This is a genomic window from Stappia sp. ES.058 (assembly GCF_900105595.1).
GTDB lineage: Bacteria > Pseudomonadota > Alphaproteobacteria > Rhizobiales > Stappiaceae > Stappia.
Map to the genome: position 1 here is coordinate 1,126,952 of NZ_LT629784.1, position 15,679 is coordinate 1,142,630.

Here is a 15,679-nt window from a genome sequence, read left to right on the forward strand (position 1 = left end):
GCGCAAGCAATTCGGGAAGACGATGTGAGCGGCTATCGGCTCGATCAAGGCGGAGTTTTGATCGACCGGGCGCGAAGGGTCCGGTTTGTCTTCGACGGGCGCCCCTTCGAGGGCTTTGCCGGCGACACGATCGCCTCCGCGCTGGCGGCAAGCGGTCGTGCGCCGGCCATCCGCGTGGCGCTGGGAAACGGCGAGGAGGCCCCGCCGTCGCAAGTCGCGCTCGTCGATGGTCTCCAGGTGACCTCCGTTTCCGCTGGAACGACTCTGCTGACACGAGTCCTGCGCGCGCTGCGAGAGAAGCCGCTTACCCTCAAGGGGCGCGATCTGCCCGGCGTCATGCGTCTCTCCGAGGGACTTGCACTGGTGCAGGACTATGGCGTTGCGCCGGGACAAAACGTCATTGTCTTCTGCGACGAGGATGACGGCCTGCGGGCCGCCCTGGATCTCCATGACGCCGGTGCCTTCGTGAAGGCGGTGGTCGATATGCGGGTCCACCCGCATCGCGGCCTGGTCGCCGCACTGGCTGAGCGCGGCGTCCGGCTGGAGGCGGGGGCGGTCGTTTCCGCGACGCGCGGGCGCAAGGCATTGAAGGGAATTGACATTCGCGGTTTCGATGCAAAGTCCGGGCAACTTGGCCCGAATGTCATGCGTCCGGCCTGCGATGCGCTTCTGGTCTCGGGAGATTGGGAGGCGATCCCGCGCAGGCTTCGGTCATTGCGAGCGATACGGAGCAGGGACACTTGACCGGGGCAGCGCGAGGGGCGAGTCTGTAACCGAACCGGCGCGGCCCATTCGCCGACGCAAAGGCCATTCGACGCGCCCGCTCGTCTGTCGGATCGGTCGCGGGAGCGTTGCGAAGACCGGTTGCGGCCGCGTGGTTGCGCGGACGGATGTGCCGAAACCGATCGAACCCAGTTTCCATATGATCCCGACGGGAGCCGCCTGCATGTCCGATGCTCCGCCAGAGCTTCACGCGAACCCTTCAAGCGGCGAATTGACGCCTGGAGAAACCGTTGGCACCGACGATCCGGCGCTGATCCTGTGCGAACTGAAGCTGGCCGCCGTGCTGGAAATCGGTGCCTGGCCGAACCGCCTGGAGGCGGTGACGGACGCACTGTCGACGCTGAGTCGGGCGGATCCGCCGGGGCGGCCGGGCCGGTTCTCGCAAGGCGATGACGCGCTGCTTGGCTGGCTCGCTTTCGGGCGCTTTTTGTGGCTTTCCGACGCCGACGAGGATGCAACGCGGCTCGGTGAGGCGCTCGACACCAACGACGCCGCCGTTGTCGATCTCGGATCGGCCCGGCGTGGCGTGCGGCTGTCGGGCGAAGCGGCGATCGCGACCCTCAACAAGGAGGTCGCCATCGACTTCGACCTCAAGGCGTTTCCGCCGGGATCGCTGGCGCAGGCCGTGATTCATCAGGTGCCGGTGATCATCTTGCGGCGCAGCGAAGACAGTTTCGATCTGCTGGTCTCTTCCAGCCTCGCCGACGCTTTCCTCGACTGGCTGCGGGATGCCGCTGCCGAGTTCGGTTATCGCGTCGGCGATCCGCTCGACAAGACGGTTCCGGCACCGGCAGCCTGAAACGCGCCCGCAGGCGGCCCGGTGCCGCCTGCGATTTTGCCGATATTGATGCAATCGGATAACAATATCGCTTAAATTCTCGCGATCTTGATTTCGGAATTGGCGATATTGATCGCCAGACGCGCGAAATCAACCGATCACGTTGTGCTTCGGACCATACGGAAACCCGGTGATATTCTCGGCACCGTTCTCCGTCACAATGAGGATATCGTGCTCACGGTAGCCGCCCGCGCCCGGCTCGCCTTCCGGGATCATGATCATCGGTTCCATCGAGACGACCATGCCCGGCTGCAGCACCGTGTCGACGTCCTCGCGCAGTTCCACGGAGGCCTCGCGCCCGTAGTAGTGGCAAAGCACGCCGAAGGAATGGCCGTAGCCGAAGGAGCGGTAGCGCAGCAGATCGTGTGACCGGTAGATCTCGTTGAGCTCGGCCGCGATGTCGCAGCAGCGCGCACCGGGACGGATCAGCTCCTGCCCGCGCCGGTGCACCTCGCAGTTGATCTCCCAGAGCTTCAGATGCGCGTCCGGCACGTGACCGCAAAACATCGTGCGCTCCAGTGCGGTGTAATAGCCGAAGATCATCGGGAAGCAGTTCAGCGACAGGATATCCCCGGCTTCCACGATCCGGTTGGTGACCGGATTGTGCGCGCCGTCGGTGTTGATGCCGGACTGGAACCAGGTCCAGGTGTCCATGAGCTCGACCTGCGGAAAGCTTCTCGCGATCTCGCGGATCATCGCATTGGTCGAGGCGATGGCGACCTCATGTTCCGCGACGCCCGGCCGGATCGCCGTGGCGACAGCCGCGCCGCCAATGTCGCAGATCCGCGCGCCCTCGCGAATGAGTGCGTGTTCCTCGGCTGACTTGATGGTGCGCGCGGTCATCGCGTCGGCCGCGATGTCGACGAACTCCACCCCGGGCAGGGCCTCGGCGAGCAGCCCGCGCAGTTCCAGCGAAACATGATCGAACTCGATGCCGAGCCGCTTGACCCCCTTCGTCAGCCCTTGCAGGGCGAAGAAATAATTGTCGCGCTGCCAGTCGGTATAGGTGATCGCATCGCCGTGCGAGCGCCGCCAGGGCTGCCCGCCGTCGATCCCGGCGGAAATCGTCGTCGCGTCGTCCTGGTCGACGACGAGCCCGTAGCGGCGGCCGAACTGGCAGTAGAGGAAGCCGGAGTAGTAGCAGATGTTGTGATAGGAGGTGAAAAGCCCGGCGTCGATGTCGCGCCGGGCGAGCGTGGCGCGCAGGTCGGTCTTGCGGCGCGTCATTTCGGCACTGGAAAAAGGCGACCAGGCTTTCTCGCCATTGTGCCAGCGGGTGGTGCGAATGAGATCGTTTGACACGTCGGATTCCTTTCACTCTTGCCGAAGACGGCTGCTTCAAACGCAAAACGGGCCGGCTCCGTGAGGAACCGGCCCGCCAGGCCAAACTTGGTGCAGTGCGCTTCGCCAGGTCGGGAGGGGCCGAGGGGCCCCTGTGTGACCGCCCGGTGACTGGCGTTCCGTCACCGGGTCTCATTCGAGAAGGCGGAGCGCTCCGCTTTGTGTGTCGCCGTCAGGACGGCGAGAGACCACGCAACCGCTCGGAGCGGCGGCGCAGAAGTTCAAGCACCGTCAGCAGGACGACCGAGATCGCGACCATCAGCGATGCCACCGCCAGGATGGTCGGTGAGATCTGCTCGCGCAAACCGGTGAACATCTGCCAGGGCAGGGTTTTTTGTCCCGCCGAACCCAGGAACAGCACCACCACCACCTCGTCGAAGGAGGTAATGAAGGCGAAAAGCGCGCCCGAGACGACGCCGGGAATGATCAGTGGCATCTGCACCTTGAAAAAGGTGGTGACCGGATTGGCTCCAAGACTTGCCGCGGCCCGCACCAGGCTTCGGTCGAAGCCGACGAGCGTCGCCGTCACGGTGATGATCACGAAGGGCGTGCCAAGGGCGGCATGCGCAAGCACGACACCGACGTAGGTCCCCTGCAGGCCGATACGCGAGTAGAAGAAGTACATACCGGCCGCGGAGATGATCAGCGGCACGATCATCGGCGAGATGAGCACGGCCATGATCGCGGAGCGATAGGGCACATGCTGCTGCGAGAGCCCGATGGCGGCCAACGTCCCGAAACCGGTGGCGAGAAGGGTTGCCACCGGAGCGATGGCAAAGGAGTTGCGCATCGCCTGTTGCCAGTCCGGATTGCTGAAGAAATCCTCATAGTGCTTGAAGGAATAGCCCGCCGGATCGAAGGCCAGCATTTCCTTCGTGAAGGTGAAGAAATTCTCCGCGTTGAACGACAGCGGCAGGATCACCAGGATCGGAAAGATCAGGAAAAAGAAGATCAAGCCGCAAATCGTGCGGAAGCTGTAGTGCCAGACCCGCTGGCCGGTGGATGTATAGGCGGGGAGGGCTGCCATGGTCTTTTTCTCCTTAGCCCAGCTTGACGTTATCGATGCCGACGATCTTGTCGTAGACGTAGAACAGCAGCATCACGGCCGCCAGCAGGATGACGCCGAGTGCGGCGGCCAGACCCCAGTTGAGCGAGCTGGAAATGTGATAGGCGATGCGGTTGGAGATGAAGATGCCGTCCGTGCCGCCAACCAGTTCCGGCGTAATGTAGTAGCCGATGGCCAGGATGAACACGAGGATCGCGCCGGCGCCGATGCCGGGCACCGTTTGCGGGAAATACACCCGCCAGAACGCCGTCCAGTCGTTCGCGCCGAGGCTTTTCGCAGCCCGCACGTAGGATGGCGAAATCGTTTTCATCACCGAATAGAGCGGAAGGATCATGAAAGGCAGAAGGATGTGCGTCATCGCGATGATCGTGCCGGTCTGGTTGTTGATCATCACCAGCCGGCCCGCGTCGCTGACCAGCCCGGTCCACACAAGGAAGTCGTTGATCACGCCCTGTTGCTGAAGCAGGACCTTCCAGGCCGATGTGCGCACCAGCAGCGATGTCCAGAACGGCAGAAGGACAAGGATCATCAGGAGGTTCGCCGATCGTGCGGGCAAGGCCGCCAGAAGGAAGGCGACCGGATAGCCGAGCAGAAGGCAGGACGAGGTGATCGTCAGCGACAAGAACAGCGTGCGCCAGAACAGGTAGAGGTAGATGCGCTCATTCTCAGGCTTCAGTTCCACGCCCTCGGCGGTGAGCTGCATGTCGGCCGCATTCAGGAAGTAGCCCGGCGTGATCGTCGGCGAATAGCGCTTCAAGACGGCCCATGTCTCGATGGTGCCCCAGTCCTTGTCGATGTCGATGAAGCGTTCTTTCGTCGCCTCTTCCGGATCCATGCGCCCGACCCGGCGTCCGGTCTTGCGGAACAGGCTCGACATGCCCGAGGCCTCGTAGTTCAGACGCGAGCCGAGACGGGTATGGGTCTTTTCCTCGACCGCGACCCTGAGGTCCTCGTAGAGCGCTGTGAAGGTCGTCTGATCGGGGATCTCCCCGGTCTCCGGATCCCACGACGACAGCGCCTCGACTGTCTTGGGCAGTGTTTCGGACACGATGCCGTTTTCGACGGATCTAAACAGCATGTCCGCGATCGGAGCGGCGAAGGTGATAAGGACGAACAGCAGCAGCGGAGCGATCAGTGCCAGCGCCCGCAGTTTCTCGCGCCGCAGCGCCCTCGCCAGGCTGACCTTGAGCGGCGTGCCGTCACGGGTGGTAAGCACCTGGGGATTTTCATCCGGGCCGGTGTCTGTGCTTGCAGGTGTCTGGGTGTTCATCGGGACGCCCCGTCGGAAGGAAGTTTTCTGATTGCAGCGTCTTGGCGTCGAAGCCCCACCGTAAATCCGGCGTCTCCGGCGCGAAACCGCCGTTTCTTGTCCGCCCCCATCCGGCTTGATCCGGCTTGGCAGACCGCCCGTTCATTGAGGCGTCGGCAGCGGAAGGACAGCCTGGCGCCTATCGCCGGGACTGTGCAGATCGAAAAAAGCGGCGGAGCAAGGGCTCCGCCGCCAGACGGGGATTATCCCGCGAGCCATGCCTGGAACTTGGCGTCCAGGTCGTCACGATAGTCAGCCCACCATAAGTAGTTGTAGAGGAAGGTGTTCTGAGAATTCTCGGGATCGGTCGGCATGTGCGGCGCCATCTTGATGCCGAGTTCCGCGTGCTCTCCAACGAGCGGCGCGGACGACTTGCGAGCCGGGCCGTAGGAGATGTACTTGGCCTGATCTGCGAGACGCTGTGTGTCGGTCGCGAAGTTCAGGTAGTCCATCACCGCTGCCTTGCGATCGTCCGGAAGACCAGCCGGAACGATCCAGCCGTCAAGGTCGAACACCTGGGCGTCCCAGAGCATCTTCACGGGCTGATCCTGCTCCTCGATGAGCGAGAACAGGCGACCGTTGTAGGTCGAGCCCATGACGACTTCACCGTCGGCGAGCAGCTGCGGCGTTTCGGCGCCGGCCGACCACCAGATGGTCTGGTCCTTGATCGTCTCGAGCTTGGCGAGGGCGCGGCTCACGCCTTCTTCGGTCTCCAGCACGTCATAGACATCGCCCTTCGCGACACCGTCGCAAAGCAGGGCCCATTCCATGTTGTTGATCGGGCGCTTCTCGAGCGAGCGCTTGCCCGGGAACGTTTCCAGGTCGAAGACGGCGCAAATGTCTTCCGGCTCCTTGCCGTTCCAGGCCTCGACGTCGGTCCGGTATCCGAAGGTCGTCGAATAGACGATCTGCGGAATGAAGCAATCGGAGACGAGCAGGTCGCCGAAATCCTCGGAGGCCGGCGTCCCGTCGGGTGCCGCTGCAAGGACCTCATCGTGATCGATTTCCATCGCCAGGCCTTCGTCGCACAGGCGGATGGCGTCGGAGGCGACGACGTCGACCAGATCCCAGGTCACGTTGCCGGCTTCGTTCATGGCGCGCAGCTTGGCGACGGCTTCGTTGGACGATTCGTCATTGATGATCGTGACGTCCGGGTTCGCCGCCATGTAGGGCTTGTGATAAGCCTCATTCTGCGAATTCGAGTAAGCGCCGCCCCACGACACGATGGTCAGGTCGATGGCCATCGCCCCCGACGTCATCATCGCGGTAGCCGCGCCTGCAAGCAGGAGTGTTTTGAAATACATGGAGTAAGTCTCCTCATTTTGGTGTTCGCCCGAGGCACGCCTCGGGAACGGCTGCGGGCGCGATGTCGCGCGCCGCAATAGCTTGTGAGGCCGCCAGAAGGCTTCAGGCAACGGCGTCGAGCGCCTTGCAGTCGCCGGCGGCCCAGCCGATCTCGACCGTTTGTCCGGTCTTCAGATCGCGCTTTTCGCCACGGTTGCGGACCTTGACGACAAAATCGTTATTGTCGGCAACGGTCATCCGCACGCGAATATGGTCACCAAGATAGATCATTTCCTCGATCTGACCAGAAACCAGGTTGTCCATGGCGTCATTCGTGTCGAATTCGACACGTTCCGGACGCAGGGAAATGGTGGTGCGCGACCCCACGCCGTCGATGTTGACGGCATCCGCCTTGAGAAGCGTCCCGTCATCCAGACGCACGGCGCAGGTCTTGCCTTCTACGGATTCGACGGTCCCACTCAACTTGTTGTTTTCACCGATGAACTGGGCGACGAAGGAGTTTTTCGGATCTTCGTAGAGTTCGTCGGGGCGCGAAAGCTGCTGGATCACGCCATCGTTGAACACGGCCACGCGGTCAGACATCGTCAGTGCTTCGGTCTGATCGTGGGTCACGTAAACAATCGAAACGCCGATATTGTCGTGGATGTGCTTGATCTCATACTGCATCTGCTCGCGCAGCTGCTTGTCGAGCGCACCCAGCGGTTCGTCCATGAGGACGAGTTCCGGATCGAACACCAGGGCGCGGGCCACGGCCACGCGCTGCTGCTGACCGCCGGACAGCTGTCCCGGCCGGCGCGACCCGAAATGGCCGAGCTCGACCATCTCCAGCGCCCGCTTGACCTTCGTTTCCTGCTCCGCCTTGTTCATACCGCGCACCTGCAGCGGAAACGCGAGGTTTTCCGCCACGCTCATATGCGGAAACAGGGCGTAGTTCTGGAACACCATGCCGATGCCGCGCTTGTGCGGCTGCACGTTGTTGATCGGCCGGTCGTTGAGGAAGATCTCGCCGTGCGTCGCCGGCTCAAACCCAGCCAGCATCATCAGGCAGGTGGTTTTACCCGACCCCGACGGCCCGAGCATGGTGAGGAACTCGCCAGGCGGAATGTCCAGGTTCAGGTTTTTAACGACGAGTGTTTCGCCGTCGTAGCTTTTCTGCACGTTCTCGTAACGGACTGCAGCGCCCTTGGTCTCTGTCATCTGTGCCCCTAAGCAATACATAGCAAGGGACACGCTCTCCCGACACAAAGACGGAGCGTAACGCGCTGTTCCCCTGCCACGAACTCTTTGTGGTTCGTTTCAAGACCCTGAAAGTCGACACAGCTAAGCAAAATTTGACTCACAATGAAAGGGGGGTGTCGGAAAATTTGTTAAAATTGCGAAGAAAAACAAAGCCATGCTGTTGCGCAAGGCAGGTGCCTGCGCGATTTGCCTGTTATTTTGGCAGCACAGCATACATGCGGAGTATGCTTGCCGGGGTCCGTGCGAAATGCGTATTCCGTCCAAGGGGCATTACACACGCGACTTAGATGTTGCTGTCTGGAAATTCCGCCTTGCGCTGCGACATGAAGCTGATCAGGGCTTCGTCGATGGCCTCATCGAGCGCAGGCGCCTCGTAGCTTGCAAGTACCTGTTTCCATTTGTTATTCGCCCGAATTCCGGCATCCAGTCCGCCATCCGCGCTCCATTGTTCGTAGGAATTGTTGTCGGCGATCGACGAACGGTAGAAGGCGGTTTCGAAGTTGCGCTGGGTGTGGGCGGCGCCGAGGAAATGCCCGCCGGGACCGACCTCCGCCAGCGCATCCATCGCCTGTGCCTCCTCGGACAGATCGATGCCCTTGGCCAGCACATGCATCATTCCGAGTTGATCCGCATCCATGACGAATTTCTCATAGGACGAGCAAAGCCCGCCTTCCAGCCAGCCGGCGGAATGGAGGGCGAAGTTCACCCCCGACAGGACGGTCGCCATGATCGTCTGGGTGGATTCCTGCGCCGATTGCGCGTCCGGGGTCTTGGAGGCGGTGAAGGACCCGCCGGAGCGGAACGGAAGTCCTGCGCGGCGTGCAAGCTTCGCCGCGCCATTGAGCAGCAATGTGCCCTCCGGCGAGCCGAAGGTGGGCGCGCCCGACTGCATGGAGATGGAGGAAACGAAGGCGCCGAAGACGACCGGCGCGCCGGGGCGCACCAACTGGGTGAGCGCGCAGCCGGCCAGCGCCTCGGCGAGCAGCTGGGCCAGCGTGCCGGCCACGGTCACGGGGCTCATCGCGCCGGCAAGGATGAAGGGCGAGACGATGCAGGCCTGGTTGGCGGCGGCATAGACCTTGAGCGCGCCAAGCATCGTCGCGTCGAAGACAAGCGGCGAGTTGGCGTTGATCAGCTGGATCATCACGCAGTTTTCGTCGACGAAGGCGTCGCCGAACACAAGCCGCGCCATGGCGACGGAATCCTCCGCACGCTCCGGGGCGGTGACCGACCCCATGAACGGCTTGTCGGAGTATTTCAGGTGGGAATACACCATGTCGAAATGGCGCTTGTTGACCGGCAGGTCGACCGGCTCGCACACGGTGCCGCCCGAATGATGCAGAAAGGGCGAGGCATAGGCCAGCTTCACGAAGTTCCGGAAATCCTCGATCGTGCCGTAGCGTCGTCCCCGGTCGAGGTCGGTCACGAAGGGCGGGCCGTAGACCGGCGCGAAGACGGTGTTGTTGCCGCCGATCTCCACATTGCGCGCCGGGTTGCGGGCGTGCTGGGTGAATTGCGCCGGTGCCGTCTTGATCAACTCGCGCAGTAGCCCCTTGGGAAAGCGCACCCGCTCGCCGTCGACATCCGCGCCGGCGTCCTTCCAGATCTTCAGCGTCTCGGGATCGTCGCGGAACTCCAGCCCGATCTCGGAGAGCAGCCGGTCGGCGTTGGCCTCGATGGTTTCCGCGCCCTCGTCGCTCAGGATGTCGTAGAGTGGGAGGTTGCGCGAGATGTAGGGAATGCTCGCACCCGCTTCCGCGCCGCGCCGCTTTTGCGTGCGTGCCGCCCGTCCGCGCCGTCCCGCGCGCTCTGCCTGTTCGCTCATCTTTGAAACTCAACCTCGTGTGTCGGGCTCGTCCGTTTCACTGTGCGCCCGATTGTCCGTGCCCTGCGGCCCGAAAGCGTCGCGCGATTTCCTAAAAACGTCATGCCCGCGAACGCGATGACAAGCGCGCCGTCATGTCGCGCGCGGGCGGTCTGGTGCGGACGGTCGATTTGGATCGGCTTGTCGTCGCGGCGACATCCCGATGACGCAATTGAACAACCCGGCGGCCGGTTTTCCCGCGATACTGCCGGCACGAAAGACAGGCTCCGGCGTGCGCCCGGCGAGGATTGAGAGGGATGAAGGATGTCAGCGTTTCCTGACAAGGCACGGATCGTCATCGTCGGTCTGGGCGGTATCGTGGGCGCGTCCGTCGCGCATCACCTGATCGAGCGCGGCTGGAGCGACATCGTCGGCATCGACAAGTCGGGCATTCCCACCGACATCGGATCGACGGCGCATGCCTCCGATTTCTGCTATGCGACCAGCCACGATTATCTGTCGACCTGGACGGCGCTCTATTCGATCGATTTCTTCGACCGGATGGGCAACTACGAGCGCTGCGGCGGCTTTGAGGTCGCGCGCGCCGGCGACGATGCCTGGATGGAGGAGATCAGGCGCAAGGTCTCCTCGGGCAAGGCCTTCGGCACGCGCGCGCATCTCGTCACCGCGGCCGAGATCAAGGAAAAATTCCCGCTGATCGAGGAGGATCAGATCCAGGGCGGGCTGTACGACCCGGACGCCGGCCTCGTCGTGCCGCGCTCGCAGGCGGTCGCCGGCAAGCTCGTCGACGAGGGCGAGAAGCTGGGCGCGCTCAAGGCCTTCGCCAACACGCCGGCGAAGTCGCTGATCGTCGAGGACGGGCGTATCGCTGGCGTCGTCACCCATCGCGGCACGATCCGCGCCGATCACGTCATCGTCTGCGCCGGCCTGTGGGGGCGGCTGATCGCCAATATGGTCGGCGAGGATCTTCCCGTCATGCCGGTCGACCATCCGCTGACCTTCTTCGGCCCGTTCAACGAGTTCGCGGGAACCGGCAAGGACATCGGCTATCCGCTGCTGCGCGACCAGGGCAACTCCGCCTATATGCGCGACACCGGCGACCCGAAGACCACCGAGGGCGGCCAGATCGAGTGGGGTTACTACGAGACTGACACTCCGCGCCTGTGTCACCCGCGCGACCTGCAGGAAAAGGAAGAAGCGCGCCTGTCGCCCTCGCAGCGCGACCTGGAGCTGGAGCAGGTGATCGAGCCGCTCGAGCGCGCCATGGAACTGACACCGGTGCTGGCCGAACTCGGCTACAACGAGACCTGGTCGTTCAACGGGTTGTTGCAGGTCTCCGCCGCCGGCGGGCCGTCCTGCGGCGAAAGCCAGAAGGTGCGCGGCCTGTGGTATTGCGTCGCGATCTGGGTGAAGGACGCGCCGGGCTTCGGCAAGCTGATCGCCGACTGGATCACCGACGGGCGCACGGAAATCGACCACGCGGCCATCGATTATTCGCGCTTCTATGCGCATCAGACGGAAGAAAGCTACATCGAGGGGCGCTGCTACGAGGCGGCGCAGAAGATCTATTTCCCCGCGATCCATCCGCGCGAGCCCTATGCCAGCGCGCGCGGCGTCAAGCGCTCGCCGTTCTACGAGCGCGAGGTGGAGCTTGGCGGCCATTTCATGGAGCTCGGCGGCTGGGAGCGCGCCCATGGCTATGCCGCCAACGACCACCTGCTGGAGAAATACGGCAACCGCATCCCGGTCCGCGAGAACGAGTGGGACGCCCGCCATTTCTGGCGCGTCTCAAACGCCGAGCACCTGGCGCTGAGCGAGGACTGCGGGGTGATCAACCTGTCGCACTTCTACATGTTCGACGTCGAGGGACCGGACCATGTCGCGCTGCTGGAATGGCTCTGCGCCGCGAAGATCGGCGGCGACGGCAACATCGGCAAGGGCATCTACACCCATTTCCTCGACGACGCGGGTATGGTGCGCGCCGATCTGACCGTGTTCCGCATGGCCGACCGCTGCCGCATCGTCGACGGGGCGGACGCCGGCCCGCGCGACTTCCACTACGTGAAGCGGATGGCTGAGGACAAGGGCTTCGACGTCACTGTCACCGATGTCAGCGAGGACTATACCACCATCGGCATCTGGGGCCCGAACGCGCGCGACAACCTCAAGAAGGTCGTGACCGATCCGGCTGCGCTCGACCCGGAAAACTTCCCCTTCGCCGCGATCCGCCGGATCGAGATCGCCGGAAAATCCGTTACCGCGCTCAGGCTCTCCTATGTCGGTGAGCAGGGCTGGGAACTGCACATGGACTATGCCGATGGACTTGCCGTGTGGGACGCCCTGCGCGCGCTCGGCATCACGGCCGTCGGCGTCGAGACCTATGCCAACTCCAGGCGGCTTGAAAAATCGCTGCGCCTGCAAAATGCGGATCTTCTGACCCAGTACAATCTCTATGAGGCCGATCTTGCCCGTCCCAAGGTCAAGGAGGCGGACTTCCGTGGCAAGGAAAAGCATCTGGAGTACCGCGCCCGCGACCGTCAGCCCGCGATGCTGTGCACGCTGGTAATGAGTGACAACACCGATGCCAATGGCGTTGCCCGCTTCCCCGTCGGCACGCTTCCGGTGGTCGATCCCAAAACCGGCGAGACGCTGGTCGATGAACTGGGCCGCCGGTCCTACACCACCTCCATCGCCTACGGGCCGACGGTGGGCAAGAACATCGCGCTCGCCTATCTGCCGCAGGAGGTCGCGGAAGTCGGCCGCAAACTGGCGGTGGAGTATTTCTCGGAAAGCTTCCCCGTCGAGGTGGCGGGCGTCGGCTATGCGCCGCTCTATGATCCGCAGAACCTGAAGCCGAGGAGCTGAAGGACGCGGGGAGAGGCCCGCGACGTGCCAAGGTCGGGATCGTTATTCAAATGGTGGCCGTAGAGGTTGCCGCAAATCCAGGCGGTCATCCCGGACGCAGGCAAAGCCGGAGATCCGGGATCCATTGGCACCCTCAGCGCCTGTGGGGGTTCGGAGCGGTTGCAAAGGCCATATTTCCTCTTGGGCGCCCGGTCTGGCGGCGGCGTGGAATGGATCCCCGATCAAGTCGGGGATGACGAAGGTGCGTGAGGCGATGGCCTGCGGCTCGGCGCAGCCCTTGATCGGGTTTGCGGAGTTGGCCTCGATGCGGTTGTCCGCACGAACGAAGGAAGAGAGCAGTGAGCAGACTTGAGGATCTTCTGGCGGAAAAGGGCACGCTGCTTGCCGACGGGGCGACGGGAACGAATCTCTTCGACATGGGGCTGACGTCGGGCGATCCGCCGGAGGAGTGGAACGTCACCGAACCGGACAAGATCCGCGCGCTGCACCGCAACTTCGTCGAGGCCGGCGCCGACATCATCCTGACCAACACTTTTGGCGCCAACCGGCATCGCCTGAAGCTGCACAAGCTGGAGGGCCGGGTGCACGAGTTGAACGCCGCCGCCGCCGGTCTGGCGCGAGAAGTCGCCGACAGCGCCGGACGCGCCGTGATCGTAGGTGGCTCCATCGGCCCGACGGGCGAGCTGTTCGTGCCGCTTGGCGCGCTCACCCACCAGGATGCGGTTGCAAGCTTCACCGAACAGGCGCAGGGGCTGAAGGACGGCGGCGCGGATGTGCTCTGGATCGAGACGATGTCGGCTGCGGAGGAAATGAAGGCGGCCGCCGAGGCCGCCGCATCCGTCGACATGCCCTTCGTGGTGACGGCGAGTTTCGACACCGCCGGGCGCACGATGATGGGGCTGAAACCGGCCGGTCTCGGCGCGCTCACGGGCGATTTCGCCTGCACCCCCGTGGCTTACGGCTCGAACTGTGGGGTCGGGGCGTCGGATCTGCTCGCCGCGATCCTTGAGATCACGCAGGCCTATCCCGACGCCGTCGTGATCGCCAAGGCGAATTGCGGCATTCCGGTCATTCAGGGCGACGCGGTGGTCTACACCGGCACGCCGGAACTGATGGGCGACTATGCAAGGCTCGCGATGGATGCCGGCGCGCGCATCATCGGCGGCTGCTGCGGCACGTCCTACGCCCATCTGGCGGCGATGCGCGCCGCCATCGACACGCACAAGGCGGGCACACGCCCAGGCGTTGACGAAGTGATTGCCCACCTCGGCCCGCTGGTCTCCCCTCCGGCGGCAGAGACCGGCGACGACGAAAGCGCCGGGCGGCGCGGGAGACGACGGAGGGGGTGAAGCAGACACCGCAAGAGCGGCAATCATCCGAATGGCAGGCGTCAGCTGGCCTGCGCGATCTGTCAGCGCGCCAATTGACGTTTGGCGGGCGCCTCCGGTGTTTGTTGACCTAGAGGAAGACGATCACTTCGAAAAAGGACAGGCAAGCCAGGGCCTCTCAAAGAGGACGCCGGACAGGTTTTCTTCCAATAAATTTCCGATGACGCTTGAGATCAACGTGGAAGCTTTCTCGTGAGATCCCGTGTCTTGGCTCAGCATTCAGATGCAGGCAGGGTGATCAATTTTTACATTGAGCAGAACTATTTTTCATGGAGAAATCGGTGAAATTGTGCCAATTTAAGAATGCAATTTTTGATATTTATCCTTGGGATTATGGTTCAGGTCTCCTGGAGCCGTTCGGAGAACTCATTGGTCTGTATTTGGGTGGGCATGCCATGGCTTTTCAAAAAAACGGGATTTTTGGCAGTGTATTCCCGGTGATTTTCACGTTGGCCTTTTCCCTTTTCGCATTCTCCACGCCGGCAACACCGCAGGTAGGGGCCGCCATAGGCGTAATCGGCGGTTCGGCCTTGCTGGATCAAGCTGGGAGAGAGTTTCGAGAAACAGTCGATCACGCCAGAGCGGCGGCAGATGCCCTGTTGGGGCGGGCAGACGAAATTGCGAAAAACCGCCTCAACCAGATTGATGGAATCCTCAAGAACACAGTGGGCGGCTTGATCGGCCAAACAGAAACAGTTGCCCTGAACATAATCCAACAAGCGACAAAGGAAATATCAGCCCTGGAAAAAGAAATATATTCCGACCTCCTTCGTGTAATTTGGGAAACCGAATGCGCAGGTCGCCGATTGATCGTTGGCGATACGAACACCACCCTCGGTCGCTTGGGTGACTTTCTCGGGACAGGGCAAATTCGACTATCGCCCTATCAACGTGTTCTTCCTGACCTGAAGCGATGGAAAGGTGAGTGCCTGTTCGAGTGCGATCCATATGTCGTGGATGTGATGGAACCGTTTGGGCAAACCTATTCCCGGGTTCGGGAATTGATGGAGCAGTCTATTTCTGATGAGCTGATAGATGGCAGCACGCCTGCAGAATTTATTGTTGGTACCTACGAATATTTGAGTAGTTTTGCATTGAAAACTTCATGTTTTTACTCGGGAAGCGAGGATCGTTACAATAGAGAATTTGTAAAATACAGGGAGCTTGCCAAGCAATGGAACAATATCGTTACTGCGAAAATTCAGTGAAAAAAATCGTTGCCTTCATGGTGGCCTGTATTTTTTTGTATCCTTGGAGTGCATTCGCACAAGAGGAGTGCAACACCGTGAAAGACTGTGCTCAAGCCATGGTCCGTGTTGCCAACGACCTCCGGAAAGAGAACGCCGATCTCTTGAAGCGAATTGAAGCTCTTGAGAAATCCAACCAAGATTTGTCTGCTTCGTTAAGTCAACAGATCGAAACAAAGATTGTTGCGATCGGAAAAGGAAATATCCACAAACCAAGTAAAGGCACCGGGGCCACAGATCTGTGTCCGGAAGGTCGCTTCATGATCGGCGCAAGACTGTATCCAGCCGGTGGTGATCATGCTGGTTTACTTTATAATTTCTTTCCCATCTGCCGGGATTTCAGATAAAGCATTTCGTATTGATTTTTTTGTTTGGAATCTGAAAGCGAAGCGGTGGCGATAGGTTCCGTCGGCCGGGTTGCTTCATGTTTGATGTTTGCGGATTGAAACTTCGGGTCGGTATTGCCTATCAAT

12 protein-coding genes are annotated in these 15,679 nt (G+C 61.9%); 6 read left to right on the forward strand and 6 right to left on the reverse strand.

Going from position 1 to position 15,679, the window contains the following annotated elements:
* Positions 1-24: 24 nt before the first annotated feature.
* Entirely contained in the window at positions 25-744 is a 720-nt protein-coding gene (locus tag BLU32_RS05300) for a 2Fe-2S iron-sulfur cluster-binding protein (protein ID WP_157727514.1), read from the forward strand.
* Positions 745-946: 202 nt separating this feature from the next.
* Positions 947-1,582 (forward strand): sarcosine oxidase subunit gamma, encoded by a 636-nt coding sequence (locus BLU32_RS05305; protein ID WP_157727515.1) that lies wholly within the window; start codon positions 947-949, stop codon positions 1,580-1,582.
* A gap of 129 nt (positions 1,583-1,711) precedes the next feature.
* On the opposite strand, the gene BLU32_RS05310 is transcribed toward BLU32_RS05305, so the two are convergent.
* The 6 genes from BLU32_RS05310 to BLU32_RS05335 form a co-directional block, all read right to left on the reverse strand.
* Positions 1,712-2,923 carry a M24 family metallopeptidase gene (locus BLU32_RS05310; RefSeq protein ID WP_093805313.1) on the reverse strand — a complete coding sequence of 404 codons (1,212 nt, stop codon included), beginning with the start codon at positions 2,921-2,923 and terminating at the stop codon, positions 1,712-1,714.
* Between the two features lie 211 nt (positions 2,924-3,134).
* The gene (locus BLU32_RS05315) at positions 3,135-3,989 is read right to left on the reverse strand and encodes an ABC transporter permease (RefSeq protein ID WP_093805314.1); all 855 of its coding nucleotides are present in this window, start codon (positions 3,987-3,989) and stop codon (positions 3,135-3,137) included.
* Positions 3,990-4,002: 13 nt separating this feature from the next.
* Positions 4,003-5,298 (reverse strand): ABC transporter permease, encoded by a 1,296-nt coding sequence (locus BLU32_RS05320; RefSeq protein ID WP_093805315.1) that lies wholly within the window; start codon positions 5,296-5,298, stop codon positions 4,003-4,005.
* Between the two features lie 242 nt (positions 5,299-5,540).
* A complete protein-coding gene (locus BLU32_RS05325) occupies positions 5,541-6,641 on the reverse strand; it encodes an extracellular solute-binding protein (protein WP_093805316.1) in 1,101 nt (366 codons plus the stop codon).
* Between the two features lie 103 nt (positions 6,642-6,744).
* Complete coding sequence (locus tag BLU32_RS05330) at positions 6,745-7,839, reverse strand: ABC transporter ATP-binding protein (protein WP_093805317.1); 1,095 nt, start codon at positions 7,837-7,839, stop codon at positions 6,745-6,747.
* 325 nt (positions 7,840-8,164) lie between these two features.
* Positions 8,165-9,706, reverse strand: a complete 1,542-nt coding sequence (locus tag BLU32_RS05335) for a trimethylamine methyltransferase family protein (protein ID WP_093805318.1) — start codon at positions 9,704-9,706, stop codon at positions 8,165-8,167.
* Between the two features lie 303 nt (positions 9,707-10,009).
* On the opposite strand from BLU32_RS05335, the gene BLU32_RS05340 reads away from it, so the two are divergent.
* The 4 genes from BLU32_RS05340 to BLU32_RS21630 all read left to right on the forward strand — a co-directional run bounded on the left by BLU32_RS05340 (position 10,010) and on the right by BLU32_RS21630 (position 15,553).
* Positions 10,010-12,571 (forward strand): FAD-dependent oxidoreductase, encoded by a 2,562-nt coding sequence (locus BLU32_RS05340; protein ID WP_093805319.1) that lies wholly within the window; start codon positions 10,010-10,012, stop codon positions 12,569-12,571.
* 338 nt (positions 12,572-12,909) lie between these two features.
* The gene (gene bmt, locus BLU32_RS05345; protein WP_093805320.1) at positions 12,910-13,920 is read left to right on the forward strand and encodes a betaine--homocysteine S-methyltransferase; all 1,011 of its coding nucleotides are present in this window, start codon (positions 12,910-12,912) and stop codon (positions 13,918-13,920) included.
* 308 nt (positions 13,921-14,228) lie between these two features.
* Positions 14,229-15,167, forward strand: coding sequence for a hypothetical protein (locus BLU32_RS05350; RefSeq protein WP_157727516.1), 939 nt, complete (start codon positions 14,229-14,231; stop codon positions 15,165-15,167).
* Positions 15,134-15,553, forward strand: coding sequence for a hypothetical protein (locus BLU32_RS21630; protein WP_157727517.1), 420 nt, complete (start codon positions 15,134-15,136; stop codon positions 15,551-15,553). Before BLU32_RS05350 ends, BLU32_RS21630 begins: the two co-directional genes overlap by 34 nt.
* Positions 15,554-15,679: the final 126 nt, after the last annotated feature.